This is a genomic window from Streptomyces sp. NPDC033221, assembly GCF_055577005.1.
The window spans coordinates 23,000-48,183 of record NZ_JBVIQN010000016.1 but is presented as its reverse complement, the minus strand read 5'-3'; the positions used below and the strand labels follow the sequence as shown (position 1 = coordinate 48,183).

At 71.8% G+C, this 25,184-nt stretch carries 23 protein-coding genes and 1 pseudogene; 10 read left to right on the top strand and 14 right to left on the bottom strand.

Annotated features, from left to right (window positions below; translation table 11 throughout):
* The first annotated feature begins 114 nt into the window (after window positions 1-114).
* Genes ACZ53K_RS21790 through ACZ53K_RS21780 form a run of 3 tightly spaced genes read left to right on the top strand, consistent with a single transcriptional unit; the run spans window position 115 to window position 5,731 of the window.
* On the top strand, window positions 115-1,566 hold the full coding sequence (locus ACZ53K_RS21790) for a hypothetical protein (protein WP_468839003.1): 1,452 nt from the start codon (window positions 115-117) through the stop codon (window positions 1,564-1,566).
* Window positions 1,563-4,250, top strand: coding sequence for an MGH1-like glycoside hydrolase domain-containing protein (locus tag ACZ53K_RS21785; protein WP_468839000.1), 2,688 nt, complete (start codon window positions 1,563-1,565; stop codon window positions 4,248-4,250). The genes ACZ53K_RS21790 and ACZ53K_RS21785 overlap by 4 nt, the downstream gene beginning before the upstream one ends.
* Window positions 4,247-5,731 carry an alpha-amylase gene (locus ACZ53K_RS21780; RefSeq protein ID WP_468838997.1) on the top strand — a complete coding sequence of 495 codons (1,485 nt, stop codon included), beginning with the start codon at window positions 4,247-4,249 and terminating at the stop codon, window positions 5,729-5,731. Before ACZ53K_RS21785 ends, ACZ53K_RS21780 begins: the two co-directional genes overlap by 4 nt.
* A gap of 37 nt (window positions 5,732-5,768) precedes the next feature.
* On the opposite strand, the gene ACZ53K_RS21775 is transcribed toward ACZ53K_RS21780, so the two are convergent.
* From ACZ53K_RS21775 to ACZ53K_RS21765, 3 genes are read right to left on the bottom strand one after another with little or no spacing between them, the layout of a single operon-like run.
* Window positions 5,769-7,538 (bottom strand): SulP family inorganic anion transporter, encoded by a 1,770-nt coding sequence (locus ACZ53K_RS21775; RefSeq protein ID WP_468838994.1) that lies wholly within the window; start codon window positions 7,536-7,538, stop codon window positions 5,769-5,771.
* Window positions 7,535-8,467 carry a polyphosphate kinase 2 family protein gene (locus ACZ53K_RS21770; protein WP_468838991.1) on the bottom strand — a complete coding sequence of 311 codons (933 nt, stop codon included), beginning with the start codon at window positions 8,465-8,467 and terminating at the stop codon, window positions 7,535-7,537. The genes ACZ53K_RS21775 and ACZ53K_RS21770 overlap by 4 nt, the downstream gene beginning before the upstream one ends.
* Window positions 8,468-8,480: 13 nt before the next feature.
* Entirely contained in the window at window positions 8,481-8,903 is a 423-nt protein-coding gene (locus ACZ53K_RS21765; RefSeq protein ID WP_468838988.1) for a DUF7144 family membrane protein, read from the bottom strand.
* A 188-nt stretch (window positions 8,904-9,091) separates the two neighbouring features.
* Between ACZ53K_RS21765 and ACZ53K_RS21760 the strand changes: the two genes are divergently transcribed.
* Complete coding sequence (locus tag ACZ53K_RS21760; RefSeq protein ID WP_468839284.1) at window positions 9,092-10,501, top strand: MFS transporter; 1,410 nt, start codon at window positions 9,092-9,094, stop codon at window positions 10,499-10,501.
* Window positions 10,502-10,518: 17 nt separating this feature from the next.
* Here ACZ53K_RS21760 and ACZ53K_RS21755 read toward each other — a convergent pair whose 3' ends face one another.
* The 3 genes from ACZ53K_RS21755 to ACZ53K_RS21745 all read right to left on the bottom strand — a co-directional run bounded on the left by ACZ53K_RS21755 (window position 10,519) and on the right by ACZ53K_RS21745 (window position 12,990).
* Window positions 10,519-11,004 carry an RDD family protein gene (locus tag ACZ53K_RS21755; RefSeq protein WP_468838986.1) on the bottom strand — a complete coding sequence of 162 codons (486 nt, stop codon included), beginning with the start codon at window positions 11,002-11,004 and terminating at the stop codon, window positions 10,519-10,521.
* Window positions 11,001-11,582 carry a hypothetical protein gene (locus tag ACZ53K_RS21750; RefSeq protein WP_468838984.1) on the bottom strand — a complete coding sequence of 194 codons (582 nt, stop codon included), beginning with the start codon at window positions 11,580-11,582 and terminating at the stop codon, window positions 11,001-11,003. Before ACZ53K_RS21750 ends, ACZ53K_RS21755 begins: the two co-directional genes overlap by 4 nt.
* Before the next feature lie 97 nt (window positions 11,583-11,679).
* Entirely contained in the window at window positions 11,680-12,990 is a 1,311-nt protein-coding gene (locus ACZ53K_RS21745) for a phytase (protein WP_468838981.1), read from the bottom strand.
* Between the two features lie 300 nt (window positions 12,991-13,290).
* On the opposite strand from ACZ53K_RS21745, the pseudogene ACZ53K_RS21740 reads away from it, so the two are divergent.
* Window positions 13,291-14,568 (top strand): annotated as a pseudogene (locus ACZ53K_RS21740) (MFS transporter); the annotation flags it as partial.
* Here the strand turns inward: ACZ53K_RS21740 and ACZ53K_RS21735 are convergent.
* The gene (locus ACZ53K_RS21735) at window positions 14,465-15,313 is read right to left on the bottom strand and encodes a glutamate racemase (RefSeq protein WP_468839281.1); all 849 of its coding nucleotides are present in this window, start codon (window positions 15,311-15,313) and stop codon (window positions 14,465-14,467) included. The pseudogene ACZ53K_RS21740 and the gene ACZ53K_RS21735 overlap by 104 nt on opposite strands.
* A 466-nt stretch (window positions 15,314-15,779) precedes the next feature.
* Here ACZ53K_RS21735 and ACZ53K_RS21730 point away from each other — a divergent pair, with 466 nt between their 5' ends.
* Window positions 15,780-16,013 (top strand): hypothetical protein, encoded by a 234-nt coding sequence (locus tag ACZ53K_RS21730; protein WP_468838979.1) that lies wholly within the window; start codon window positions 15,780-15,782, stop codon window positions 16,011-16,013.
* Between the two features lie 102 nt (window positions 16,014-16,115).
* On the opposite strand, the gene ACZ53K_RS21725 is transcribed toward ACZ53K_RS21730, so the two are convergent.
* Complete coding sequence (locus tag ACZ53K_RS21725; protein ID WP_468838976.1) at window positions 16,116-17,279, bottom strand: PP2C family protein-serine/threonine phosphatase; 1,164 nt, start codon at window positions 17,277-17,279, stop codon at window positions 16,116-16,118.
* Window positions 17,280-17,378: 99 nt separating this feature from the next.
* Here ACZ53K_RS21725 and ACZ53K_RS21720 point away from each other — a divergent pair, with 99 nt between their 5' ends.
* Together ACZ53K_RS21720 and ACZ53K_RS21715 are read left to right on the top strand one after the other, a co-directional pair.
* On the top strand, window positions 17,379-17,903 hold the full coding sequence (locus ACZ53K_RS21720) for a MarR family winged helix-turn-helix transcriptional regulator (RefSeq protein WP_468838973.1): 525 nt from the start codon (window positions 17,379-17,381) through the stop codon (window positions 17,901-17,903).
* Window positions 17,904-18,094: 191 nt separating this feature from the next.
* Window positions 18,095-18,490, top strand: a complete 396-nt coding sequence (locus tag ACZ53K_RS21715) for an STAS domain-containing protein (protein ID WP_468838971.1) — start codon at window positions 18,095-18,097, stop codon at window positions 18,488-18,490.
* Window positions 18,491-18,550: 60 nt separating this feature from the next.
* Here the strand turns inward: ACZ53K_RS21715 and ACZ53K_RS21710 are convergent, their stop codons facing one another.
* Window positions 18,551-18,976 carry an SRPBCC family protein gene (locus ACZ53K_RS21710; RefSeq protein ID WP_468838968.1) on the bottom strand — a complete coding sequence of 142 codons (426 nt, stop codon included), beginning with the start codon at window positions 18,974-18,976 and terminating at the stop codon, window positions 18,551-18,553.
* Window positions 18,977-19,288: 312 nt separating this feature from the next.
* Here ACZ53K_RS21710 and ACZ53K_RS21705 point away from each other — a divergent pair, with 312 nt between their 5' ends.
* On the top strand, window positions 19,289-19,726 hold the full coding sequence (locus tag ACZ53K_RS21705) for an ATP-binding protein (RefSeq protein WP_468838965.1): 438 nt from the start codon (window positions 19,289-19,291) through the stop codon (window positions 19,724-19,726).
* Here ACZ53K_RS21705 and ACZ53K_RS21700 read toward each other — a convergent pair.
* The 5 genes from ACZ53K_RS21700 to ACZ53K_RS21680 are packed head-to-tail and all read right to left on the bottom strand — an operon-like array spanning window position 19,718 to window position 24,008.
* Window positions 19,718-21,235 carry a PP2C family protein-serine/threonine phosphatase gene (locus ACZ53K_RS21700; protein ID WP_468838962.1) on the bottom strand — a complete coding sequence of 506 codons (1,518 nt, stop codon included), beginning with the start codon at window positions 21,233-21,235 and terminating at the stop codon, window positions 19,718-19,720. The genes ACZ53K_RS21705 and ACZ53K_RS21700 overlap by 9 nt on opposite strands.
* Window positions 21,232-22,260 (bottom strand): SpoIIE family protein phosphatase, encoded by a 1,029-nt coding sequence (locus ACZ53K_RS21695; protein ID WP_468838959.1) that lies wholly within the window; start codon window positions 22,258-22,260, stop codon window positions 21,232-21,234. Before ACZ53K_RS21695 ends, ACZ53K_RS21700 begins: the two co-directional genes overlap by 4 nt.
* Entirely contained in the window at window positions 22,245-22,733 is a 489-nt protein-coding gene (locus tag ACZ53K_RS21690; protein ID WP_468838956.1) for an ATP-binding protein, read from the bottom strand. Before ACZ53K_RS21690 ends, ACZ53K_RS21695 begins: the two co-directional genes overlap by 16 nt.
* Window positions 22,717-23,127: an STAS domain-containing protein gene (locus tag ACZ53K_RS21685; protein WP_468487823.1), complete on the bottom strand. Its 411-nt coding sequence runs from the start codon at window positions 23,125-23,127 to the stop codon at window positions 22,717-22,719. The genes ACZ53K_RS21690 and ACZ53K_RS21685 overlap by 17 nt, the downstream gene beginning before the upstream one ends.
* Window positions 23,124-24,008: an STAS domain-containing protein gene (locus tag ACZ53K_RS21680; protein ID WP_468838954.1), complete on the bottom strand. Its 885-nt coding sequence runs from the start codon at window positions 24,006-24,008 to the stop codon at window positions 23,124-23,126. Before ACZ53K_RS21680 ends, ACZ53K_RS21685 begins: the two co-directional genes overlap by 4 nt.
* A gap of 278 nt (window positions 24,009-24,286) precedes the next feature.
* Between ACZ53K_RS21680 and ACZ53K_RS21675 the strand changes: the two genes are divergently transcribed.
* Window positions 24,287-25,177 carry an RNA polymerase sigma factor SigF gene (locus ACZ53K_RS21675; protein WP_468838951.1) on the top strand — a complete coding sequence of 297 codons (891 nt, stop codon included), beginning with the start codon at window positions 24,287-24,289 and terminating at the stop codon, window positions 25,175-25,177.
* Window positions 25,178-25,184 lie beyond the last annotated feature (7 nt).

Below are 25,184 nucleotides of genomic sequence, written 5' to 3'. Positions count from 1 at the left end.
AACCCGGTGCAAGACCGCCCCCATCCAGCCGTAGCCCGCCGCCCGCCGCGTCACCCACCACAGGTGAGGGCCGCACGGCGGGGGCTCCGCGACGGTGGGCGGCGGAGGTGCGGCATGGCTCACGAGGGAACGGCGGACGACGGCACGGCCGCCGCGGGTTCCGCGGCCGGCGGTGAGCTGGAGCGCCTGCGGGCGGAGGTCCGGGAGCTGCGGGTCCGTGCCGGTACGCAGCGGCGACGGCGGGTCAGGTTGCTGGCGCTGCGGCGGATCGTCGCGGCCGTGGTGATCGCGCTGGTGGCCGTCTTCACGGTCACCTCGGTCGTCGGGGTGTGGGGCGCCCGCACCGCGCTGAACACGGACCGCTGGGTCTCCACGGTGGGGCCGCTGCCCGAGGACCCGGCCGTCGGCAAGGCCGTCTCCGCCTACCTCGCGGACGAGATCTTCGACCGGCTGGACGTCGAGCGGCGGCTGTCCGACGCGCTGCCGCCGCGGGCGTCGTTCGTCGCCGGACCGGTCACCGGCGCCGTCCACGGCTACGTACGCGACTCGGTCGACAAGCTGCTCGCGACGGAACGGTTCCAGGAGCTGTGGCGCTCCGCCAACCGCTTCGCGCACGAGCGGATCACCGCGGTGCTGGAGCAGCGCAGCGAGGGCGTGCGGGTACAGGGCGACACGGTCACCCTCAACCTGCTCCCGCTGGTCAACAATCTCCTGACCGCCCTGGAGGACCGGCTCCCCACCTTGTTCGGCAAGCGGCTGGACCTGCCCACCCTGTCGTCCGGGGAGGTCCCGGCCGGGCTGCGCGACCGGATCGGGAAGGCGCTGGGCGTGACCCTGCCCGCCGACTTCGCGCAGATCAAGCTCTACGACCGGGAGACCCTGGGGCAGTTGCAGCAGGCCGTGGTGCTGTTCGAACGCGGGCTGGTGGGCCTGGTGCTCGCCGTGCCGCTGCTGCTCGGCCTCGCCCTGTGGGTCTCCCCGAACCGCCGGCGCACCCTGCTCCAGCTGGGCCTGTGGCTCGTGATCAGCGTCACCGCGCTCTCCGCCGTCCTGCGGGCGGTACGGGACCAGCTGCTGGCCCAGGTGCCGTCCGGAACCTACCGCGACGGAGTGCGGAACGCCCTGTGGACCATCTTCACGACGCTGCGCGACCGCGGCGACCAACTGCTGTGGCTCGGTGTCGTCCTGGCCCTCCTGATGTACCTGCTAGGCCCCGGACGGCTGCCCGTCGGCCTGCGCCGTCAGACGGCCCGGGGCGTCCGGGCCACCGGCCGGTTCGCCGTGCGCACCGGCCGGAAGGTCTCCACGGGGAGCGCGCTGCACGCATGGGTACGCGGCCACGCCGACGTGCTCCGGGTCGCTGGCGTGGTCGTCGCGGCCCTGGTCGCGCTGCTGCTGTCGTCCTGGGCGAGCCTCTTCGTGACCGCCGCGGTACTGGCCGCGTACGAAGCGGCGATCACACTCGCACTGCGCGACGGCTCCTCACCCCGGTCAGGTGAGGCGGGCCCCGGCGCGGAGACCGAGCCTGCTGCCGGGGCAGCCCCTGAGGCAGGGAGGCAGGCATGACCACGCAGACGAACACGGGACCGGCAGACCCGTCCGGCGACGACGAACGCCGGCAGCTGTGGGGCCCGTACCTGAGCGAACGTCAGTGGGGCACGGTCCGCGAGGACTACAGCGAGGGCGGCGACGCCTGGTCGTACTTCCCGCACGACCACGCCCGCTCCCGGGCCTACCGGTGGGGCGAGGACGGGCTCGGTGGCATCAGCGACGCCAAGCAGCGCCTCTGCTTCGCCCTCGCCCTGTGGAACGGGCGCGACCCCATTCTCAAGGAACGCGCCTTCGGCCTGACCAACGGCGAGGGCAACCACGGCGAGGACGTGAAGGAGTACTACTTCTACCTCGACAGCACGCCCAGCCACTCCTACCTGCGCTACCTGTACAAGTACCCGCAGGCCGAGTTCCCCTACCGCGACCTCGTGGCCGTCAACCAGGCCCGCGGCCGCCAGGAGTTCGAGTACGAACTGCTCGACACCGGCATCTTCGACGACGACCGGTACTTCGACGTCACCGTCGAGTACGCCAAGGCCGCGGACGACGACGTACTCATCCGCATCACCGTCGCCAACCGCGGCCCCGACGAGGCGACCGCGCACGTACTGCCCACCCTGTGGTTCCGCAACACCTGGTCCTGGCACGAGGGCGCCGACAGGCCGCACCTGGCCGCGGCATCCGGCCCGAGCCGCACGACGACCGTCCGGGCCGTCCACTCCGAACTGGGCAGCTACGAACTGCGCTGCGCCGGCGCGGTCCCGCTGCTGTTCACCGAGAACGAGACCAACCACGAGCGGCTGTTCGGCACACCCAGCCGCACGCCGTACGTCAAGGACGGCATCGGCCGCGCGGTCGTCGACGGTGATGCGGGCGCCGTCAACCCGGCCGGGGAGGGCACCAAGGCGGCCGCGCACTACACCCTGACCGTCCCGGCCGGCGGCGAGGAGACCCTGCGGCTGCGGCTCGCGCCCACCGGCTCCACCCTGTCGGTGGCCCGCGGCTTCGACGCCGTGTTCCAGGAGCGGATCGCCGAGGCCGACGCCTTCTACCGCGACCTGACCCCGCCCGGGGCGGGCGAGGACGAGGCGCGGGTGCTGCGCCAGGCCCTCGCCGGAATGCTGTGGTCGAAGCAGTACTACGGCTTCGACCTGGAGACCTGGCTGGCCGAACACGGCCTGGACCCCTGGAGCCTGCCGCGGCCCGGCATCCGCAACCGCGAGTGGTTCCACATGGTCAGCGACGACATCATCTCGATGCCCGACAAATGGGAGTACCCCTGGTTCGCCGCGTGGGACCTGGCCTTCCACACCGTGGCCCTGTCGGCCGTGGACAGCCGGTTCGCGAAACAGCAGCTCGAACTGCTGCTCAAGGACTCCTACCAGCACCCCAACGGGCAGGTCCCCGCGTACGAATGGAACTTCGGGGACGTCAACCCTCCGGTGCACGCCTGGGCCGCGTACTTCGTCCACCTGATGGAGGAGCGCACCACGGGCCGCGCCGACCCCGCGTTCCTGGAACGCACCTTCCACAAGCTCCTGACGAACTTCACCTGGTGGGTCAACCGCAAGGACCCCGAGGGCCGCAACGTCTTCCAGGGCGGCTTCCTGGGCCTGGACAACATCGGCGTCTTCGACCGCAGCGCGCCGCTGCCCACCGGCGGCCGGCTCGAACAGGCCGACGGCACGGCCTGGATGGCCCTGTACTGCCAGTCCATGCTGCAGATCGCGCTGGAACTCGTCGAACACCACCCCTCCTACGAGGAACTGGTGCTCAAATTCGTCGAGCACTACCTGTGGATCGCCGGCTCCATGGACCGCGTCGGCGACCTCGACGACGGACTGTGGGACGAGGAGGACGGGTTCTACTACGACGTGCTGCGCCTGCCCGACGGCCAGGCCGTACGGCTCAAGGTCCGCTCGATGGTCGGCCTGCTGCCACTGTGCGCGTCGACCGTCTTCCGCCCGCGGCAACTGGAGCGGATACCGGGCCTGGGGGAGCGCCTGCGCAGCTTCGCGGACCGCCACCCCTCCCTCTCCGTCACGCTGGCCTCGGCCCGGGCGGGCGAGACCGGCGGGGCCCGGCTGCTGTCCGTCGTGGACGAGAAGAAGCTGCTGCGGGTCCTCGGCCACCTCCTGTCCGAGGACGAGTTCCTCAGCCCGTACGGCATCAGGTCCCTCTCCCGCCACCATGCCGAGCACCCGTACAGCTTCTGGGTGCACGGCGAGGAGTACCGGGTGTCCTATCTGCCCGCCGAATCCGACACCGGGATGTTCGGCGGCAACTCCAACTGGCGCGGCCCGGTGTGGTTCCCGATGAACGCCCTGGTCATCCGGGGGCTGCTCAACCTGTACGGCTTCTACGGCGACGGGCTGACCGTCGAGTGCCCGACCGGATCGGGCACCCGGATGACGCTGTACGAGGTGGCCGAGGAGATCTCCGGCCGGCTCGCCCGCCTCTTCCTGCGCGACCAGGACGGCCGGCGGCCGGTCTACGGTGGGCAGGAGAAGTTCCACCGCGACCCGTACTGGCGCGACCTGATCCTCTTCCACGAGTACTTCCACGGCGACAACGGCGCCGGCATCGGCGCGTCCCACCAGACGGGCTGGACGGGCCTGGTCGCCACCCTGATGAAGATCTTCGGCACGCTCGCGCCCGGCGACTTCCTGGCGGAGCCGGTCCGGAAGGAGAGGCCATGACCGAGCTGCCCGCGCACCCCGTCGTCCACGAGGTCAACACCCGGGTGTGGCTGCGGGAGATCCAGCGCCGCACCGGGCGTCCGGCCGGTCTCGCCGACGTGCCCAAGGACGCGTGGGACGAGATCACCCCGCTCGGTGTCGACGCCGTCTGGCTCATGGGGGTGTGGGAGCGCAGCCCGCAGGGCCGCGGCATCGCCCTGTGGGACCCGTCGCTGCGTGCCGCGTTCGCCCGGGCCGTACCCGGCATCGGGGAGGACGAGATCGCCGGGTCGCCGTACTGCATCCGGCGCTACGAGGCCGACGCGACGCTCGGCGGTGCCGAGGGGCTGGCCGCCGCACGCGCCGAACTCGACAGCCGGGGCATCGGGCTGCTGCTCGACTACGTCCCCAACCACGTCGCCCCGGACAGCCCCTGGGTGACCGAACACCCCGAGTACTTCGTGCGCGGCAGCGCCGACGACGCACGGCGCGACCCGGCCGGCTACCTCGACACCGGGACCGCCGTCCTCGCCCGCGGCCGCGACCCCTTCTTCCCGCCCTGGCCGGACGTGGTGCAGCTGAACGCCTTCGAGCCCGCCCTGCGCCGGGCGACCGCGGACGTGCTGGGCCGTATCGGGCAGTTCTGCGACGGAGTGCGCTGCGACATGGCGATGCTGCTGATGAACGACATCTTCGCCCGCACCTGGGGGCAGCGCGCCGGGACCCCGCCGCCGGACGACTTCTGGCCCACGGTCATCGGCGACGTACGGCAGCGGCACCCCGGCATGACGTTCGTCGCCGAGGCGTACTGGGACCTCGAATGGGCCCTCCAGCAGCAGGGGTTCGACTTCTGTTACGACAAGCGCCTCTACGACCGGGTCCTGAACGAGGGCCCCGAGTCGGTGCGGCAGCACCTGACGGCAGACGAGGCGTACCAGCGCAAGCTTGTACGGTTCCTGGAGAACCACGACGAGCCACGGGCCGCGGAGACGCTGCACCCGGCCAAGGAGCGCGCGGCGGCGGTCCTGATCGCCACCCTGCCCGGGGCGACGCTGTGGCACGAGGGCCAGTTCACCGGGCGCCGCACCCGGCTGCCCGTCTTCCTGGACCGGCGTCCGGACGAGCAGGCGGACACCGAACTGCGGGCCTTCCACGAGCGGCTGCTGGCCGGCGTGCACCGCAGCGGAATGCGGACCGGACAATGGCGGCTGCTGGAGTGCGCGGGCTGGCCCGACAACGACTCCGGCAAGAATGTGCTGGCCTGGTGCTGGGCGGGCCCCGCCGGACGGTTCCTGACGGCGGTGAACCTCTCGGAGCGGCCCGCGCAGGGACGCGTCCGGCTGCCGTGGCCGGAACTGGGCTCCGCCGGATGGCGGCTGACCGGGCTGCTCGACGGTGCGCAGTACGCACGCACCGGGGACGAGCTGACCGGCCCCGGCCTGTTCGTCGACCTGGACGCCTGGGGCACCCACGTCCTCGCCATCGGCCCGGACCACGACTGAACGGTCCCGGCGACCGCGCCGGCGCTGAGAGCCCGTGTCAGCGCCGGCCGAGCCTGTCGGGCGGCCCGGCCGCGGTCCACCCCGCGCCGGTCCCGGCGCGGAACGCGGTGACGGCGGATTCGACGGTGGGGAAGAACCGGTCGCCGCCCAGGGCGTGGGCCAGCCCGTACCGCCTGAGCTTGCCCAGCACCGGATCCTTCAGCTCGGCGAACACCAGACGGATGTGCCGGGCTTCGAGCCCCTCGCAGAGTTCCTCCAGCACATCGGCCGCGGTGGTGTCCACGTCGGTCACCGGCTCGGCGGCGACCAGCACCCACCGGGGCGGCGGCTCGCCGTGCGTCAGACGCAGCACCTCGTCGCGGAAGGCCTTGGCGTTGGCGAAGAACAGCGGCGCGTCGAAACGGTGGATCACCAGGCCGGGCAGCCGTTCGGCGTCCGGGTAGGAGCGGACGTCGTGGTAGCCCGCCAGCCCCGGCACCCGGCCCAGCACGGTGTTGTACGGCCACCACGCGCGCCGGAACACGTTGAGGATCGACAGGCCGACCGCCACCGCGATGCCGGGCAGCACACCGAGCAGCGCCACACCGAGGAACGCCGCGACCGACAGCAGGAACTCCGTCTTGCGCCGCTGCCACAGCCGTACCGTCCCGGTGAGATCGGCCAGGGACAGCGCGGCCGTGCTGACCACCGCGGCCAGCGCGGGCTGGGGCAGCGCGCGGAACAGGCCGGGGAACAGCACCAGCATGACGATGATCAGTACCGCTCCGACGACCCCGGTGAGCTGGGTACGGGCGCCCGCACGCTCGGCCACGGCCGTCCGCGAGCCGCTCGTACTGACGGGGAAGCCCTGGAACAGCCCTGCCGCCAGGTTCGCGCTGCCGATCGCGCGCATCTCCTGGTTGCCCTGGACCTCCTGTCCGGTGCGGGCCGCGAACGCCGAGGCGTTGGAGATGGTGTCGGCCAGGGACACCAGGGCGATGCCCACCGCCCCGGCGCACAGCGGAGCGAGGTCGTCCCACGCGAGGTGCGGGACGGACAGCGGCGGGAAGCCCGTGGGCAGCGTGCCGACCAGGCCCACGCCGCGTGCGGCCAGGTCGAACAGGGGCGTCGCGGCCATCGCCAGCAGCACCATGACGAGCACCGCGGGCACCTTCGGCAGCCACCGTTGCAGCACCAGGATCAGTACGACCCCGCCCAGGCCCACCACCACGGCGGCGGGCACCGCCTTCCCATCGGCCAGGCCACGAACGAAACCGGACGCCTCGCCGAGCAGCCCGTCGGCATCCGTCGAGAAGCCGCACAGCTTCGGCAGCTGGCCGATCACAATGGTCAGCGCCAGCCCGTTCATATAGCCGATCATCGTCGGCTTGGAGATCAGATCGGCGATGAAGCCGAGCTTCGCCACGCTCGCCAGGACCATGATGGCGCCGACCATCAGCGCCAGCACCGAGGCGAGCGCCACCGCCCGCCCGCTGTCGCCCCCGGCGGCGGCCAGCGGCAGCACCGTGGCCGCGATCATTGGGCCGAGGGAGGAGTCCGGGCCCAGCACCAGGATGCGCGACGGGCCGAAGACGGCGTACGCCAGCAGGCACAGGACGGAGGTGTACAGCCCGTTGATCGCGGGCAGGCCCGCCAGTTCCGCGTACGCCATCCCCTGCGGAACCAGCAGCGTGGTCAGCACGACTCCGGCGACGACGTCCTTGACGAGCCACTGCCGCCGGTACGCCGGGAACGTCCGGAGGCCGGGCGCCACCTCGCGGGCCTTGCCCAGGACCCGGGCGCCCCGGCCGCCGTCGGCGGCCGTCATCGCGTCCGCCAGGCTTCCGCCTCCAGCTTCTCCCTGGCCTGGGCCAGTTCACGCCGGGCCGGCTCGCCGATCTCCGGGTACTGCGGATCGATGCCGATCAGGACATGGGCGAGCACCGCGGCCGCGCAGATCCGCGCGAACCACTTGTGGTCCGCGGGGACGACGTACCACGGTGCCCACCGGGTGCTGGTGGCGGACAGCATCTCGGAGAACGCCCGCTGATAATCGTCCCACCGGGCGCGCTCCCGGGTGTCGGCCGCCGAGAACTTCCAGTTGCGCTCCGGGACGTCGATCCGCTGCAGGAAACGGATCCGCTGCTCCTCCTTGGACAGGTTCAGGAACAGTTTCACGATCCGGAAGCCGTTGTCGGTCAGATACCGCTCCCAGTCGTTGATCTCCCGGAAGCGCCGCTGCCAGAGGCTGCGCCGTCCACCCCGGCCCGGCAGCCGCTGGCGGTCGAGGTGTTCGGGATGCACCCGTACCACCAGGACCTCCTCGTAGTGCGACCGGTTGAAGATGCCGATCTCCCCGCGCCGGGGCAGATGGCAGGCGTAGCGCCAGAGGTAGTCGTGGTCGAGTTCCTCGGCGGACGGCTCTTTGAAGCCGACCACGTGCACCCCCTGCGGATTCACTCCCGTCATCACATGCCGGATCGTGCCGTCCTTGCCTCCGGCGTCCAGCGCCTGCAGACACATCAGCACCCCGTGGGTGCCCTGGGCGGCCAGCCGCCGCTGCTGGTCGGCCAGCAGCTCGACACCGGTCCGCAGCAGCTCCTGGCCGTCCCGCTTGCGCGCGATGCCCGCCTTGTAGCCGGGGTCGAAGTCCTTGCCCAGATCGACCTCCGACCCCGGCTTCACCCGCAGGGGCGCGATGAACTCCGCGATGCGCCCGGCCCACTCGTCCACCGCGCGCACCGCCGGGTCCGGCACGGGTCCGTCCCTGCTACTCGTTGATCGTGTCCCGGCGGACCACGCACAGGGCCCAGATGGTGGTCCCGTACAGCGCGATCAGGGTGATCGACCAGACCGGATAGTAGGGAATGGTCAGGAAGTTGACGATGATCAGCAGTGCCGCGATGCCGATCGCGAGGACCCGGGCCCAGGTGGCCGCCGTGAACAGCCCGAGGCTCACGATGACGGCGATTGCCCCGAAGGCCAGGTGGATCCAGCCCCAGCTGGTCAGGTCGAACTTGAACACATAGTTGGGGGTGTTGAGGAAGACCTCGTTCTCGGCGATGCCCATGATGCCCCGGAAGAGGTCGAGCACACCGGAGATGAACAGCATCACGGCGGCGAAGATCGTCAGGCCGCTCGCGGCGGCGATGACTCCGGCCGATCGGTGGTGCGGGCTGGTCGTGGTGGCCATGACAGGCCCCTCCGTCTCCGAGGCGGGTGCGGATTGCTCCCGCGTCGGCGCCGAGGGTGCTCCGGGTCCCCGGTGCGCGTCGTCACCCCCGGCGGGTGACGACGCGCGATCACCGGGTGGGGACGATGAGCGGCGCCCGGCGGACGGCCCGCGCCGTACGCCGGGCAGCAGCGATCGGAGGCGAGACGATGACCGTACCGACCGGCCCCACCGGCCCGGGAACGGGGACCCGCGGACGCGCACCGAGCACCCCGCGCCAAGTGCTGGCGCCGCTCGCGCTCGCCCAGTTCATCTGCAGCTTCGCCGGCTCCAACATGAACGTGATGATCAACGACATCAGCGCGGACCTGGACACCACCGTGCAGGGCGTGCAGCTCGCGATCACCATGTTCCTGCTGGTCATGGCGGCACTGATGATCCCCGGCGGCAAGCTGACCGACCGCATCGGCCGCAAGCGCTGCCTGGTGGCCGGTCTCGCGATCTACGGCGTCGGCGCCCTGCTCAGCGCGGCCGCGCCCGGCCTCGGTGTGCTCATCCTCGGCAACTCGATCCTCGAAGGCGTCGGGACGGCCCTGCTCATCCCGCCGGTCTACATCCTCACCACGCTCTACTTCACGGACGTCACCGCCCGCGCCCGCGCGTTCGGGGCGATCATGGCGATGGGCGGCATCGGCGCGGCCGCCGGGCCGCTGATCGGCGGGCTCATCACCTCGTGGCTGAGCTGGCGGGCGGCCTTCGTCTTCCAGGCGCTGGTGATCGTGGCGATCGTCGTACTGAGCCGCCGGGTCGCCGACCCGCTGCCCCCGGACCCCACGCGCCCCTTCGACACCGGCGGCGCGGTCCTGTCCGCCGTCGGCCTGGTCCTCGTCGTCGCCGGAATCCTGGCCGCCGACGACAACGGCTGGCTGATGGCGGGACTGCTGCTCCTCGGCGCGCTCGTCCTGGCCGGGTTCTTCCGGTGGATACGGGCGAAGGAGCGCTCCGGCGCCGAACCGCTGCTGTCGACGGGCCTGTTCCACGACCGCACGTCCAACCTCGGCCTGCTCACCCAGCACCTCCAGTGGCTGATCCTGATGGGGGTGTCGTTCGTGGTGGCCGCCTACCTCCAGGTCGTACGCGGCTATGACGCGATCCGGACCGGAGTGATCTTCACGGCGGCCACCGCGGGCCTCCTCGCGGCCTCGCTCGCCGCCGAGCGCTTCGCGAAGCGGCGCACCCCGCGGACCCTCGTCATGACCGGCTTCGCCGTGACGGTCGCCGGTATCGGCACGCTCCTCGCCCTGGCGGGCGAGGCGTCGAGCGCGTGGGCGAGCACACCCGGACTGCTCCTGATCGGCCTGGGGCTCGGGGTGATGCTGACCCCGTCGGTCAACGTCGTGCAGTCCAGCTTCTCCGAGGGGCAGCAGGGCGAGATCTCCGGTCTGTCGCGCAGCGTGTCCAACCTCGGGTCCTCGGTCGGTACGGCGGTCGCCGGCACCATCCTCGTCGCCGACCTGGCGTTCGGCTCCTACGCCGCCGCGCTGATCGTGCTGGCCGTCGTCGGGTGCGGTGGTTTCGTCGCCGCCATGCTGCTCCCACGGCAGTCGGCACCGCGCTGACGCGGCGCCCCCGGCCCTTACGGCCCGGTCCGCCGTACCCGTCCGCCGTACCAGTCATGGACGACCGCGCTGCGCACGACGAGATCGGCCACGGACGCGTTCCGTCTGCTCAGCGGCGCCCAGAACAGCCCCAGCGGCAGTACGACGCACAGTACGGCCCGGAGCAGAGCGCGGCCCGGCCGCAGCCGCTGCCCCGAGCGGTGCACCACCCGCAACCCCATCAGCCGGCCGCCCACGGTCCGGCCCGTGAGCGACCAGCCCGCTGCCAGGTACGCGATGGCGAGACAGCAGCCGAAGGAGCCGGTGAGCTGGTCCGACGGCCTCGGCGCCTCGAACGGCGGCCCGAGCACCAGGTAGCGGATGGTTCCGACGGCCAGTCCGGTCAGTACGGTGATGCCCAGCACGGCCAGGGCGTCCGTGAGGGCAGCGAGGGCGCGGGAGACCAGCCCCGCGGTGCGGCCCTGCAGCCGGGAGGGTGCGCCGGCCGGCGACGGAGGCGTCACGTGGATGTCCGGCCGTTCGGCGCGCCGGTTCCCGGACCCTCGACGGCCCCGCCGTTCCGGGACGGCGGTGACGACGGAACGGAACCCTTCCGCCGCAGCAGCCGGTCGGTGAAGGCGGCCACCTGCCGGTCGGCCCGCGCGCTCCGCAGCCGTACGCTGTCCAGCGCGTCGCCGGTCATGCTGCCGCCCGTGTCCCGGACGATCCTGCCGATGTCGATCTCTTCCAGCACCTGCCGGGTGAGAGCGACCGGATCGGCCCGCTCCAGCGCGGCGTCGATGTCGACCCGGCGCGCGACCCGTTCGACGTCGACCCGGTCGGCGACGCGGTTCACATCCACCCGGTCGGCCACCTTGTCCACGTCCACCCGGGCCACCAGCGCGTCCAGGTCGAGCTGGGCGACGGCCGCGGCGACGACCTGCCGCAGCGCGGCGCGGCCGGCGCGCTCCACCTCGTCACGCACCCCCGCGGCCGCCGCGCCCGCCACCGAACCCACGGCGGCCACGGCCCCCAAGGCGAGCCGTGGCCCGAACAACAGGACAGCGGTCAGCGGGCCTTCAGCGCCGCGGTGTGCACCCATGGCCGCATCGCAGCGCCGCACGGCGGGAAACGCTTCATCCGCCGCGGGTGAACCACGCCCCGGAGCCCGGCCCGCGGGCCGTCGCCCGGCGGGTGGATCAGCCGTCCACGGCCTTCAGCACATCCCCGAGGTCGACGAACTTGAAGTCGGTCGAGGGCCGTTCCCCATCGCCCGGAGCGTCATGACCGTCCTGCACGACGAGCAGCCCCTTCGGGTACCGGCGGCCCAGCGGTGCGGCCAGGGCGGCGGCGCCATCGCACTCCTCCGAGCCGTCGAGGGTGGCCGAGGCGGCGGTGACGCGGAAGCCGCCCTCGTACTCGTTGTCGTCGGATATCTCCCGGTCGTACGCCGCGAAGGTGTTGTCCCCCTGGCTGGACGCCAGCAGATAACCGTCACCCTTGGGCTCGGTGACCAGCGTCAGCCCCTCCACGTCGGCCGTCAGCCGCTTGCCGCCGTAGCCCGGGTCGGCGCCCGCGACACACTCCTCGGTCGCCTCGTCGTACGTGGCCGGGACGCCGTACTCCCGGACCTTGTCGATCAGCTTCGGCTTGCCGGTCAGGTCGGCGCGCAGCCGCCAGATGCCGACGTCCTCCTGGCCCGCGTACAGCGTGCCGTTGTCCGGATCGACCACCATGCCCTCGACCTGCGGGAGTTCACCGGGCTCGGCGCAGGGGGACCAGGATGTGCCGTTCGGGAGGCGGAAGGCGGCGGGCAGGTCCAGAGTGCGGACCTTGCGGTAGCCGACCGTGCCGCCGGCGCCGGGGGTGAGCTCCAGGAGGGCGAGGGTGGTGCGTTCACGGCGGCTGACCAGGGCGTAGGAGCGGCCGGTGGCCCGGTCGGTCCAGGTGGCCAGGCCGTACGCGGTCTGCTGCTTGTCGATCTCCTGCTGGGAGGTGGCGAAGACGGGCGGCGCCGCGGGGTCCGTGACATCGGTGAGCGGGCCGCCCGCCCGGTCGCGGTCGATGCGGTAGAAGCGCAGCCGGTCGCTGCCGCGGTCGCTGGTCACCGCGAGATCGGCGCGGCCGGTGGACAGCCGCAGACCGTGCACGAGATCGACGTTGTTGAAGCGGCCGGGCGCGTGGCCGGTGCCGGGCGCGGCGGGCGCGGGCAGGGACTGCACCTGCCGGGCGTCGAGGTCGTAGATGCGCAGGCCGCCCTTTTTCGCGGTGGCGATCACCAGGCTGCGGTCCGGGTCGGCGGCGTTGCGCCAGATCGCCGGATCGTCCGCGTCGGCGTTGCCACCGGCCTCGTCGTCGTGCAGGGCCGCGGTCTCGGCCCGCGGGGTGACGGCGGGCGGCGCGGCGGACGAGGCGGCCCCGGCCGGGAATGGCACGGCCGTCAGGCTCAGTGCCGTAAGTGCCGTGGCGAGCGCGAGTCTTGCCGTCCGAGCGCGGTGGGAGGTGGCCACGTGAAGGCTCCTTGGTCTCGGGAGGACGGGGGAGAAGCACGGGGAGTCTGCGGCCTCAGAGTGAAGGCTTACCGGCAGGTAATGTGATGAAATCGTGACCGTGAGGTGAACGGCCGGTGTTTTGCCCGTACTTGGAGGCGTCCGGCCACCGCACCCACCACGCTGTCCACAACCAACGGTTGTCTCCCGAGCGAGCGCCGGTTGTTTGCCCCACACCCGCACCACCCGCTTCGATGTCGAAACCCGACGGCCGGCTGTCCGGCCGCCGAGACCATCAAAAGACCAGGAGGAGTGCCGCAGATGTGGGGGGCGATGCCCGGGCCGTCGTTGGGGCGGCGGTTCCGGTGGCTGTGGGCGTCGTACGCGGTCAGCGCGTTCGGGACGGGTATCGCCTTCGACGCGTTCCCCCTGATCGCCATCCTGGTGCTGCACGCCGGGCCCGCCGAGGTGTCGTCGCTGGCGGCGGTGGGGGCGGCCGTGGGAGCGGTGCTGGCGGTGCCGCTCGGTCCGTGGGTGGAGTTCCGCCGCAAGCGGCCGGTGATGATCGCGATGGACCTGGTCCGGTGCGCCGCGCTGGCGAGCGTGCCCGTCGCGTTCGTGCTGGACCGGCTCGGCGTCGTCCAGCTCCTGGTCGTGGCGGTCGTCGTCGCGGCGGCGGAGATCACGTTCCGGGCCGCCGCCGGTGCCTGCCTGAAAGCCCTCGTACAGCCGGCGGACCTGATCGTCGCGAACGGCCGGTTCGAGGCGACGAATTGGACCGCGACCGTGCTCGGACCGCCGCTCGGCGGGGCGGCGGTCGCCCTGTGCGGGCCGGTGGTGACCGTGCTGACCGACGCGGTCAGCTACCTTCTTTCGGCGGTGGGAATCCGGGCGATCGGCGGCGACGAGCCGCGCCCGGCCCGGGCCGGGGCGCCGCCGCGATCGCGCGCCGCCGGTGTGCTCGAAGGGTGGCGGTACATCCTGGCCCACCCGGACCTGCGCCCGCTGTTCTGCAACACGGTCCTGGTCAACGGCCTGACCATGGCGACCCAGCCCCTGCTCGCCGTCCTCATGCTCGGCCCCCTCGGCTTCGCACCCTGGCAGTACGGTCTCGCCTTCGCGGTGCCGTGCGTCGGCGGCCTGATCGGCTCGCGCCTGGCGCACCGGCTGGCCGAGCGCCACGGACAGCACCGGGTCCTGCGCACCGCCGGAACACTGCGCGCCTGCTGGCTGGCCGGTCTGGTCTTCGTCCATCCCGGCACCTCCGGGCTGGTGCTCGTCATGGCCGTCGAACTCGGCATGATCATCTGTATGAGCGTCTTCACCCCGGTGTCCGCGGCCTACCGGCTCAACCTGACACCGGCGGACCGCATCGCCCGGACCCTGTCCGCGTGGACGGTGACCAGCAAACTCACCACCGCGGCGCTGACCGCCCTGTGGGGTGTTCTGGCCACCGTCACCACCCCGCGTACGGCCATCGCGGCCGCCGGCCTGCTCATCCTGGCGACCCCACTGCTCCTGCGCGGGCTCGCCCCGGAGCGAGAGGGGGAAGGGGAGGCGAGAGGTGAGGGCGGTCCCGAAGAAGAAGCCGGCCCTCCGCGTACGTCCGTGCCGAAGGCAGGAGGGGAGCCTCGCGACCGCTGAGGACCGTGGTCAGTGTGCCCGTGGCGGGGGCCTCGGGAGCGGGCGGGCGGCCAATGCGGCGCAGTGCTTGGGCGGCTACCGCTTCGGCCGAGCCGCGGAGGGTGAGGGACGCCAGGCCGGAGGGCCGGACGGCCGCGTGGATGCGGTCGGCGACGAGTTCGTAGTGGGTGCAGCCGCGGACGAGAGTCCGTACGTCGTCCGGGGTGCGCCGTGCGGCGGCGGCGATCGCGAGGCCGATGGCTGCCTCGTCGGCGTGTTCGACGGCGTCCGAGAGACCGGGGCACGGCACCTCGGTGACGGACGCCCCGGCGGCGAACTGCCGGATGAGGGAGCGCTGGTACGGGCTCCCGGTGGTGGCGGGAGTGGCCCATACGGCCACGGGCCCGCCGTTCGAGGCGGCCGGTTTGACCGCCGGGACCGTGCCGATGACCGGCAGTCCGGGTTCGAAGCGGGCGCGCAGGGCCGGCAGCGCGTGCACGGTGGCGGTGTTGCAGGCGACGATGAGCGCCTGCGGGCGGTACGCGGCGGCCGACTCGGCGACGGCGAGCGCGCGGGCCGTGATGTCCTGCGGGGTGCGGGGGCCCCACGGCATACCGTCGGGGTCCGAGGCGAGGAGCAGATCGGCGTCGGGGCGCAGGCGGCGTACCGCGGCGGCTGCCGCCAGCAGTCCGATGCCCGCGTCCATGACGGCGATCCGGATGCGGTACGCGCTCCCGCAGCCGTCCGTACGCCCGTCCCCGTACGCATCCGCCCCGCACGCATCCGTCCCGTAGGCGCTCATGTGCTGTTCTCCCTGCCGGTCGCTTCCGTTGTCCGGTCGGACGTCGGTGCCATCGGCGGGATTCTGTACGGCGGCCGATCGAGGTGACATGGCCAATTCCGTTGAGGTGGTACGGAACGGCGGAAGAAAGGGCACCGCTTGCTTTCCGCGGTGCATTCGCAGGTGCACTCGTAAGGATTCCGTGACCGTGGCAACGGTGTGTCCACGGGCCGGACGGCGTTTCCGGTGGCGGACCGGCTCGTTGGGCGGGGGCGAGCCCTTCCGGGCCGCCGGCGATCCGCTCGTCTTCGAACGATCCGCCGGTCTTCGGCGAGCTGCCGGAAGGCTCGTGCGCGTCCGGGGCACCGGGCTTCGGCGCGAGGAGACCCAAGGAGAGAGGACGACCATGCGACGGATGAGCTTCGCCCTGGCCGCGGCTGTTGCGCTGAGCGGTGTGCTGTTCACCGGGACCGGGCAGGCCGCCGAGGCGGCCGCCACGGCTCAGCCCCGGGCGGAGAAGAGCGGCCCTCCGTTCCCGTACGCCGACTGCCTGCGGGAAGTGAAGAAGCAGTACAAGGGGAAGAAGGACCCGGTGGCCACCTGTGACGCCCTGGTGCGGAAGGGCTGGATCAAGAAGTAGCAGCTCCGGGCCCGCCCCGGCCGCCCGCGGCTCCGGGCCGCGCGCTGTGCGAGGCGCGGCCCGGGGCGCCGCCGGAGGCCCGGCCGTACGGCCGGGCCCGCCTCACCGGCCCCGGTTCCCCGCCTTGCCGAACCAGTCGAGGCAGAGCACCAGCGCGTCGTCCATCGACTCCGCGTCGCGGTATTCGGTCAGGTCGCGCAGGACGGCCCGCGGCACGCTCGCGGCGGGGAGCAGGCTGGTGGCGTGGATCGCGCGGGCGAGGGCGTGCTCGCCGTACTCCTCGCCGGGCGGTGAGACCGCCGCGTACACGCCGTCGCTGACGAAGAGCAGCCGGTCGCCGGGGAGCACCTCGAACTCCTGGGCCACGTACTGCGTCTCCTCGAACATGCCGAGCGGCAGTTGCGGTTCGAGGGGGACGCGGTCGATGGTCCGGCCCCGGCGCCGCCAGAGCTGCGGGGAGCCGGCGTCCACGACCTCCACCCGGCCGGTCGCGAGCCGGAAGCGGAGCAGCAGCGTCGAGACGTAGGCGGAGCCGCGGTACTGCCCGTAGAGGGCCTGGTCGGCGAGGGCGGCCTGGTCGGCGATGCCGATGCCGGCGCGGCGGGCGTTGCGCAGCGCGTTGACCGCGAGGTGGGACAGGACCGACGCCTCGATGCCGGTGCCCATGCCGTTGGTGACGGCGAGGGTCAGCTCGTCCGCGTCCGCGGCCCAGTCGTAGTTGTCGCCGTGGATGGCGTAGGCCGGCTCCAGTTGGGCGCCGATGGCGTACTCCTCGGCCACGCAGGCCCGCGCGGGCAGCAGCTGCCACTGCATCTCGGCGGCCAGGGTGAGCCGGGTCGTACGGCGGACCCGCTGGTAGACGTCGGTGTCGCGCTCGGCGACGAAGATCTCATGGCCGAGCAGGTCCGCCGCGTGGGCCAGGTCGTCGGCGACCCCGGGCAGGTTGCGCTCGGCGGGCAGCCGGACGGTCAGGATGCCGAGGCGTTCGCCGCGGACCGTCACCGGCAGGTGGTGGTCGACGGCGTCCTCGTGCCGGACCTGGCGTTCGTGCCGTTCCTGGCTGCCGAAGGCGCGTCCCTCCGGGGTGTTGGAGATGGACAGTGCGCCTGCGGAGTCCTCGTCGAGCGAGGAGAACGGCCTGAGCACCGTGCCGCCGTAGTCCGCGAGGAACAGGTGTACGGACGTGGCTCCGTAGGCCGTGGCGAGCGCCGCGCGCAGCGCGTCCACCAGGGCATGCGGTGCCGCCGCGCGAACCGCTCTTTCCACATCACAGCTCAGGGTCACGGTTTCTCAAACATTCTTATTCCGGTGGATTTCGACATGGCCGGGCTGACGCGGGCGGCCGGAGGGTGACAGAGTGGTCGTGTGTCCCGTTTCCCCGGTCAGTCGTACCCACGCGAGCAGGTGACCGAGGCCACCCTTGCCGCCTCCGAGTTGCTGGAGGTCTTGTGGGGCCGCGGTCAGGAGACGGCTCGCTCGGCGCAGGTCTCGCCGTCCCAGTTGCGGGCTCTTCTGGTGATCGAGGAACACGAGGGTACTAACCTGCGAGCGCTTGCCGACGGACTTGGCTCGCGACCGCCCGCGGTGAGTCGCCTCTGTGACCGCCTGGAGGCCATGGGCCTGGCCGAGCGATGTCAGAGCGCGACGAGCCGACGGGAGGTCGAGCTGCGGCTGAGTCTGCGCGGGCGGGCGTTCCTGGCGGAGTACCGGGCGGCCCGCACGAGCGAGGTGGCGGCGATCGTGGCCCGCATGGATCCGGCGGCGGTCGCCGACCTGGCGGTGGGTCTGGCCGCGTTCCGCAGGGCGGCCGCCGTACACCGTACGGCCGAGGACGTCCGCCCGGTCGCCGGACGCCGCACACTCGACGCGGACAGCGCGGACAGTGCGTGATGTCATTCAGGCCCCGCTTCTCGATCCGAAGTCACTCCGGGCAGAGCCGTGTTGCTCAGTGACGGGGACAAGATTGTTGCCTTTCTGGAATATTGTCAAACGGCAACAATCGCTTCTATTGTTGATCATCCGATCCGGCCGGACGGCAGTCCGGATCCGGCCACCGAACCGATAACCGTCTGAGGATCACCGTGCAGTCACAGCCCAGCGCAGACCGGCCGACGCGGGTCGTGGTGCGGGAGGGGCGCCGTGCCGGGGACGCGATGGTCGTCACCGTCACCGGCCCGCTCGACATCGACACCGTCGCACCTCTGGAAGAGACCCTCCGCGAGGTGGGCGGCGCCGTGCACGGAGACGGGGCGCGGCCGGTGATCGTCGACCTGTCCGAGGTGGACTTCGCGGACTCCACGACCGTCAATGTGCTGCTCCGGCAGCATGCCGCGCTGGGCACTCGGCTGCGCCTGGCCGCACCCTCGCCCGGGCTGCGCCGGCTCTTCGACCTGACCGGTCTCGAAGGGGTGCTCCCGCTGTACGGGACGGTGGAGGAAGCGGCGGCGGCCGACGGTGTGCCCGGCGCGGGGGAGTAGGCGTACGGCGGAAGCGGCGCCGCCGGACAAAGGCGCCGGCGGACTTCCGGCTCCCGAGGGTCAGATCGCCGCGGCGGTCTCCGCGAGTTTCCGGAATTCCCCGAGGTCGTAGTCGGCGAGGGTGGAGTCCAGGTTGGTCAGGGCGTCCAGACGCTCCACGAAACCTTCCGGCGAGTACGCTATTTGCAGCGTGACGCGGCTTGATGTGTCACTGAGCCGGTGGAAGGTGACGACGCCCGCGTGATGAACGCCCTCCGTCGTTTTCCAGGCAATGCGGTCCTGCGGTTTCACTTCTGTGAGTTCCGCCACGAAATTCTTGTCCGCCCCGGGCAGCGACAGCTGCCAGGCGAAATGCGTTTCGTCCAGGCGCTCGACCAGCCGCACATGGCTCAGGAACTTCGGCCAGTTCGTGACGTCCGACCACAGTGCCCAGCTCAAAGCGACGGGAGCCTTGATGTCCACACTCTCCAGCAGCGAGGACGACATCGCGCTTGCCTCCTTGGTCCCATGAGCGATCGCGGACGGACGTCCGCTCCCACGGCCGCGCAGGGCCGTATCGGCGGATGTCCGGGTTTCCCGGGCCGCCCTGTCACCCATCGGCCCGGAGTTTTTCCGGTACCCCGTCGCGGACGGGGTATCCGGTCTGTGGGGCAGTGCTTACGAGCAGCCCGCCGAGGCCGGATCCGACCCCATGGGGAACGTTGAGTTCCGCATGAACCGGGGTGATTGCACCGTGGCGCGGCGGGAAAGCTGCCTACTTGTACGCCTTACGGTTCAACAGGAAACGAGGTGAGCCCGATGAGCAGCGCCACGGCCCCGCACAGGGTCTCCGCAGCGCCCTCGCTGGTGGTGACGCTGGAGAACTGCCCCGAAGCGGCAGCCGTCGCGCGCGATGTTGCCGGTGACTTCCTGAAAGGGCTGGGACCGCCGCCGGAGCGCGATGCCGCCGACGCCGTCGTGCTGATCGTCTCCGAGCTGGTCACCAACGCCGTCCGGCACACCCACACCCCCACCTGCACCCTGAGCCTGACGGCCGGTCCCGGCACGGTGACGGTGGGTGTCGCCGACTCCAGTCCCCGGCCGCCGTGCGCGCGCAATCCGGACGTACGCGGCGAGGGCGGCGGCTTCGGATGGCCGATGGTCCGCCGCCTCGCCGTCTCCACCGCGGTGGAGATCTCCTCCCAGGGCAAGACCGTCACCGCCGTCGTCGCCCGGGAGGGCAAGCAGTCAGCGTGACCGCGGCGACGGCCGCACGGCCAGGGCCAGCGTGTCGTCGGAGTGCAGGATGACGGTGTGCATGTCCTCGGCGATGGCACCGGGAATCTCCCCGATGGACCGGTTCCGGTGCCGCCGGGCGCTCTCGGCCAGCCGCTGTTCGCCCTCTCTGGGGTCCCGACGGCTCTCGGTCAGCCCGTCGGTGTACAGGACGAGCAGATCCCCCTCCGCCAGCTTGGCGTGCAGCAGACGTTCACTGCCGGGGAACGGATAGCCCACCCCGCGCCCCCGCACCTCCAGATACTCCTCCCCGCCGGCGGCCCGAACGACCAGGGCCGGGGGGTGGCTCCCGTTGGCGAGCAGCAGATCCCCGCTGACCGGGTCGATCCGCGCCAGCAGCACCGTGGCCATCAGCTCCGGGTCGAGCGGTGAGAGGATCTCGTCCGTCCGGGCCACGATGGATTTCAGCGGGTGGCCTTCCAGCGCGAGCGTCCGCACGGCGTGTGTGACGTTCAGCGCACTGCGCGTACTGCGTACGCCGTGCCCGAGCGCGTCGACGACGGTGATGTGGACCGTCCCGTCCGGCAGCGTGAACCAGTCGTAGAAGTCGCCTCCGGTGGGCGCGTCGGTGCCGGCCGGCGCGTAGTGGACGGCCAGCTCCAGCCCGTCCACCGCGATCGGCGGCGGGCGCAGCGCGTCCTCCAGCTCGCGCAGGATGTGGCCGTGGGCCGTGCGCAGTTGCTCGTCGCGCTCCTCCAGCTGCACGTACAGGGCCAGCACGCCGCTGTTCGTCTCCGCCAGTTCGTGCGTCAGCCGGCGCTGGTCGGCGGCGAGGGAGTCCACCCGGGCCAGGGCGACCCGTAGCTCCTCCTCCAGAAGTCGGTTCTCGGTGGCCGGATCGGTTCCCGAGCCGTCCCCGTTGCCGTCAAAGGCTCCGGTCGGCAGGGGCGTGCCGCCGTTGCCCCACGGCCGGCCGCCGCGGCCCGTCGGCGCGTTGCCCGGCAGCCGTTTCGAGGGGATGCGCACTTCGGGGGTCCCGGCCGGGAGCGGTACGTGCCAGGTGGCCGCCTCGGGCGACACCTCGGCGGGAAGCAGCAGTGTGGTCCCGGAAGGCGGCGCGAGGACGGGGGCGGGGGTGCGCAGCGTGACCGCCAGGAATCCGGACCCGGCGGCCGGAGCGGCGGAACCGCCGTCCGCGGAGGCGCCGTCGGCGAGAGCGCCGTCCCGGGAACCGGCGCCCGGGCCCTCGGCGTCTTGGAGTCCGACCGCGACTTCGGCGGTGCTCCCCGAAGCCCCGCCGGAGTCAGCGGAACCCACGCCGGGGGAACCGGCCGAGGAGGAACGATCCGCCGCAGCCGTACGGGCCGACTCCAGCGTGACCCCGTACCCGGCCCGTATCACCGTGTCCGCCAGCGCGCTCACGGACAGCACGAGTCGCGCCCGGGTCTCGACGGGCAGGGCGTTGTCCGCGCCCAGCCGGCGCACGGCGTGGCGCAGCGGCGGCAGCGCATGGAAGGTGTGGCGTCTCACGAGAGTCTCTGGTGGAGGTTGGCGGTGAATACGGTCGCGTCGTCCCGGCTCCGGCGGTGGCCGTGTACGAGGGCCGCGGCCAGCAACGGCGCGGGCAGACGGATGAGGAAGGGGTCCGGGCTGTACGCCCAGCGGTGGTCGATGCCGTCGGTGTGCAGGAGAGCGGTGAAGCGGGGCTCCCACGGCATCTCGCGGACCATCGGCGCCGGCATCTCCAGTCCCGCCACACCGGGCTGGCCGGTCAGGCGGTTCCGGACGTCCTGCTGCGTGAGCGTCAGACACCGTACGTTGCCGATGCCGCAGTACTGCGCACGCCCGGCGTGCAGCCGCAGCAGGCCGACGGCCGCGCCCCGGCTGCGCCGCAGCGCGCGGTGGACGGTGGTCATCAGTCCGGGCAGCGGCTGGTCCGGCGCCCTGGCGAAGGTGCGCAACGCGAGCTGCGCCGCCTCGGCGGCCTCCGGGCCGTGCCCGAGGCCGTCGACCACGATCGCGGTCAGGCCCTGGTCCGTCTCGGTCACCGTGCAGGCGTCGCCGCTGACCTCTTCCCGCTCGGCGGGCAGGCAGACGGCACCGACCGCCCGGCGGCCGGTGTCCGCGTCCTCGGGCGGGGTGAGCCGGGCACAGGCCACCGTGCCGCCGGGCTCGTGGGTGCGGACGGTGAAGCTGGTCGCTATGCGGTTCACACCGCCGATGCCGGCACCGAGCGTCTCGGTCGTCGTGTACCCGTCGGTCAGGCAGCGCTGGAACTCACCCATGCCCGGCCCCCGGTCCGCGGCGAGGATCTCCACGCCGTTGCCCAGCGGCAGGGCCTGGATGTACAGCGCCCCGTCGACCGCGTGCTTGGCGAGGTTGCTGCCCAGTTCGGACGCGATCACCGCGGCCTGGTCGGGCAGCGCCCCCTGGAGCCCGCAGCGCTGTGCGACCGACCGCGCGGTCTGCGCGGCCAGGTGCACGGCGCTGTAGTGGTCGACGGGGACGTACGCCGTCGGATGGACGGTGGGGAGCAGGGTCAACGGTCGGCCCACCGCGTCACGGTCACCTTCGTACCGCCGCCCTCCCGGGTACGGATCTCGAACTCGTCCATCAGGCGCTGCGCGCCGCCCAGCCCGTGTCCGAGACCCGCGCCGGTGGTGTATCCGTCGGTGAGCGCGGCGTCGATGTCGGCGATGCCGGGTCCGGCGTCGTCGACGGTCAGCCGCAGGCCCACCGAGCCGGGCCGGGTCGGGTACTCGATCCGTATCGTGCCGCCACCTCCGTGGATGTAGGCGTTGCGGGCCAGCTCGCTGGCCGCCGTGACCACCCGCGTCTGGTCGACGATGCTGAAGCCCACCGTGAGGGTGGCGTCGCGCACCGCGTGCCGGATCGCGAGCAGGTCCTGTTCGCTGCGTACGGTGAGCACCGTGGGCTCGGCCGGGAGGCCGGCCTGCTCCAGGCTGTCACCGCTCAGCGTGGTGGTACCGGTGCCACCGGTACCGCGGAATTCACCGGGTCCCGTCATGTGGTGCCTCTCCTGAGGGACGGGGACTCTGATGCCAGCCGAGGGCCGCCATGCCGTGTTCCGTGTTCAGGGCGGTTTCCACTCCGGCCAGCCGCAGTCCCAGTTCGGCCAGGGTCATGGCCACCGGGGGGCGCATGCCCGCGACGATCACCCGGGCGCCGAGCAGCCGTGCCATGGTGGTCAGTTCCATCAGCGTCCGGGCCACGAAGGAGTCGATGATCTCCAGGCGGGAGATGTCGATGAGCACACCGCGGGCCCGGTCGGCCGTGATGCGGGTGGTCAGTTCCTCGGTGAAGGCCACCACCGTGGCGTCGTCCAGCTCGTTGAGCAGCCCGGTGACCAGGACGTCACCCAGCCTGAGGATGGGCACTCCGGCCGTGGGCCGGGCATTCATCGCTTCTCCTGCACGCCCGTGGACGTATGGGCGGACGCCTCGTCGGTCAGTTTGACTGCGGCGGCCAGCGCGTCGGCGAGGGTGGTACGGGTCAGGATGGTCGACAGGTCGATGCCGAGCTGCGCGATGGTCTGCGCGATGGACGGCCGGATGCCGCTGATCACGCAGTCCGCGCCCATCAGCCGTACCGCGTTGACGGTCTGCATCAGGTGCTGGGCGACCGCGGTGTCCACGGTCGGCACACCGGTGATGTCGATGATGGCGACCAGCGCCTCGTGCTCCTGGATGGCTTCCAGGATGTTCTCCATCACCACCTGGGTACGGGTGGTGTCGAGCGTACCGATCAGGGGTACGGCCAGGACCTGGCGCCACAGCCGGACGACCGGCGTGGACACCTCCAGAAGCTGCCGGCTCTGCCTGCGGATGATCTCCTCGCGGCCTTCCACGTACGTCTCGAAGGAGAGCGCGCCGGCACTGTCCAGCAGCCGGTTTATCAGTACGGCGGTGGTGAACAGCTCCTCGGTGTCCCGGGTCTGCCGCTGCACCGCCTCCAGGAGCGCTTCCTTGAGCGAGAGGATGGCCAGCGAGGTGACGGTCGGCATGGCGCCGTTCCGTGCTCTGCGCATGGAGACATCGATCACGGCCTGGCGCAGCGGCCGGTCGGTGGCCACCACCCGGTTGGCCGGAACATCGCTTTCCAGGCCTCGCAGGAGGGCGCTCAGCAAGGTGTCCGCCTCTTCCCGGAGTTCGCTCTCGCTGACGATGTCGCGCATCTCTTCCTGCGCCAGCTGCAGCTGTACCCAGCGGTCGGAGACGGTGTCGGTTTCTGCGCGCAGCGCGCCGATGACACGCTCGCGTGCCGCGGCTTCGGTGGAACTCAACCCTTGGTCCTTTCTCGGTGGTTGATGGGAGCACAAGCGCGCGTGGTGTGCTGCTCGTGCGGTGCGTATTCAACCGCACGCGATCTTCGATTGCCGTCCGGCAAATGTTACCGAGGGCGGGTAAGGGCATGGAGGCCGGACCACCACGGTCGCTTTCCCTGTCCCTTCCCGGTCGATCGTCCGCCACCCCTGTGAGCAACTGTTTCCCACTGGCAAGGGTTGAACACCTAAGACTAGGGCAGGTGCACCTGACCGTACGTACTGTGAAGGGTGAAGACATGACCATGCTTGCCGTACAGGACAGTGCAGCGGGGCCGATGACGGCGGAGCCGGCGCAAGTGGCGCCGCAGGCGCCCGAACTGCCCCGGCTTCCGGATGCGACCAAGGTGGCGCCCCGCGACGCGCGGGCCCTGTCGAAGCTCTTCCTGGCCCGGCTGGCCGAGCTGGAGGAGGGGACGGCCGAGTACCAGTACGCGCGCAACACCCTCATCGAGATGAATCTCTCACTGGTGCGGTTCGCCGCCTCCCGCTTCCGTGGCCGGGGCCAGGACCTCGGACACGCGGAGGACATCATCCAGGTCGGAACCATCGGCCTGATCAAGGCGATCGACCGGTTCGACCTCTCCCGTGAGGTCGAGTTCTCCACCTTCGCCGTCCCGTACATCGTGGGTGAGATCAAGCGCTTCTTCCGCGACGCCACCTGGGCCGTGCACGTTCCCCGCCGCGTCCAGGAGCTGCGCGTCGAACTGTCCAGGGCCGGGGAGCAGCTCTCCGCCGACCTGGGCCGCGAGCCCACCGTCCCCGAACTGGCCGCCCGTCTGGAGATCGGTGAGGACGAGGTCGTCGACGCGATCGCCGCCAGCAACGGCTACACGGCGGGTTCGCTGGACAGTACGGGCGACGGTTCCGGCGCGGCCGGCGAGAGCCGTGCCATCGCCGAGGTGATGGGCGACGACGACCCGGCGATGGAGCTGGTCGAGAACCTGAACACGCTCGCCCCTCTCCTGCACGACCTCGACGACCGCCGCCGCCGCATCATCGAGATGCGCTTCGTCCAGGAGATGACACAGGCTCAGATCGGCGCCGAACTGGGCATCTCCCAGATGCACGTCTCCCGGCTGCTCGCCCGGACCCTGGAACAGCTGCGGAAGGGGATGCTGGGTCAGTAGCCGTGCG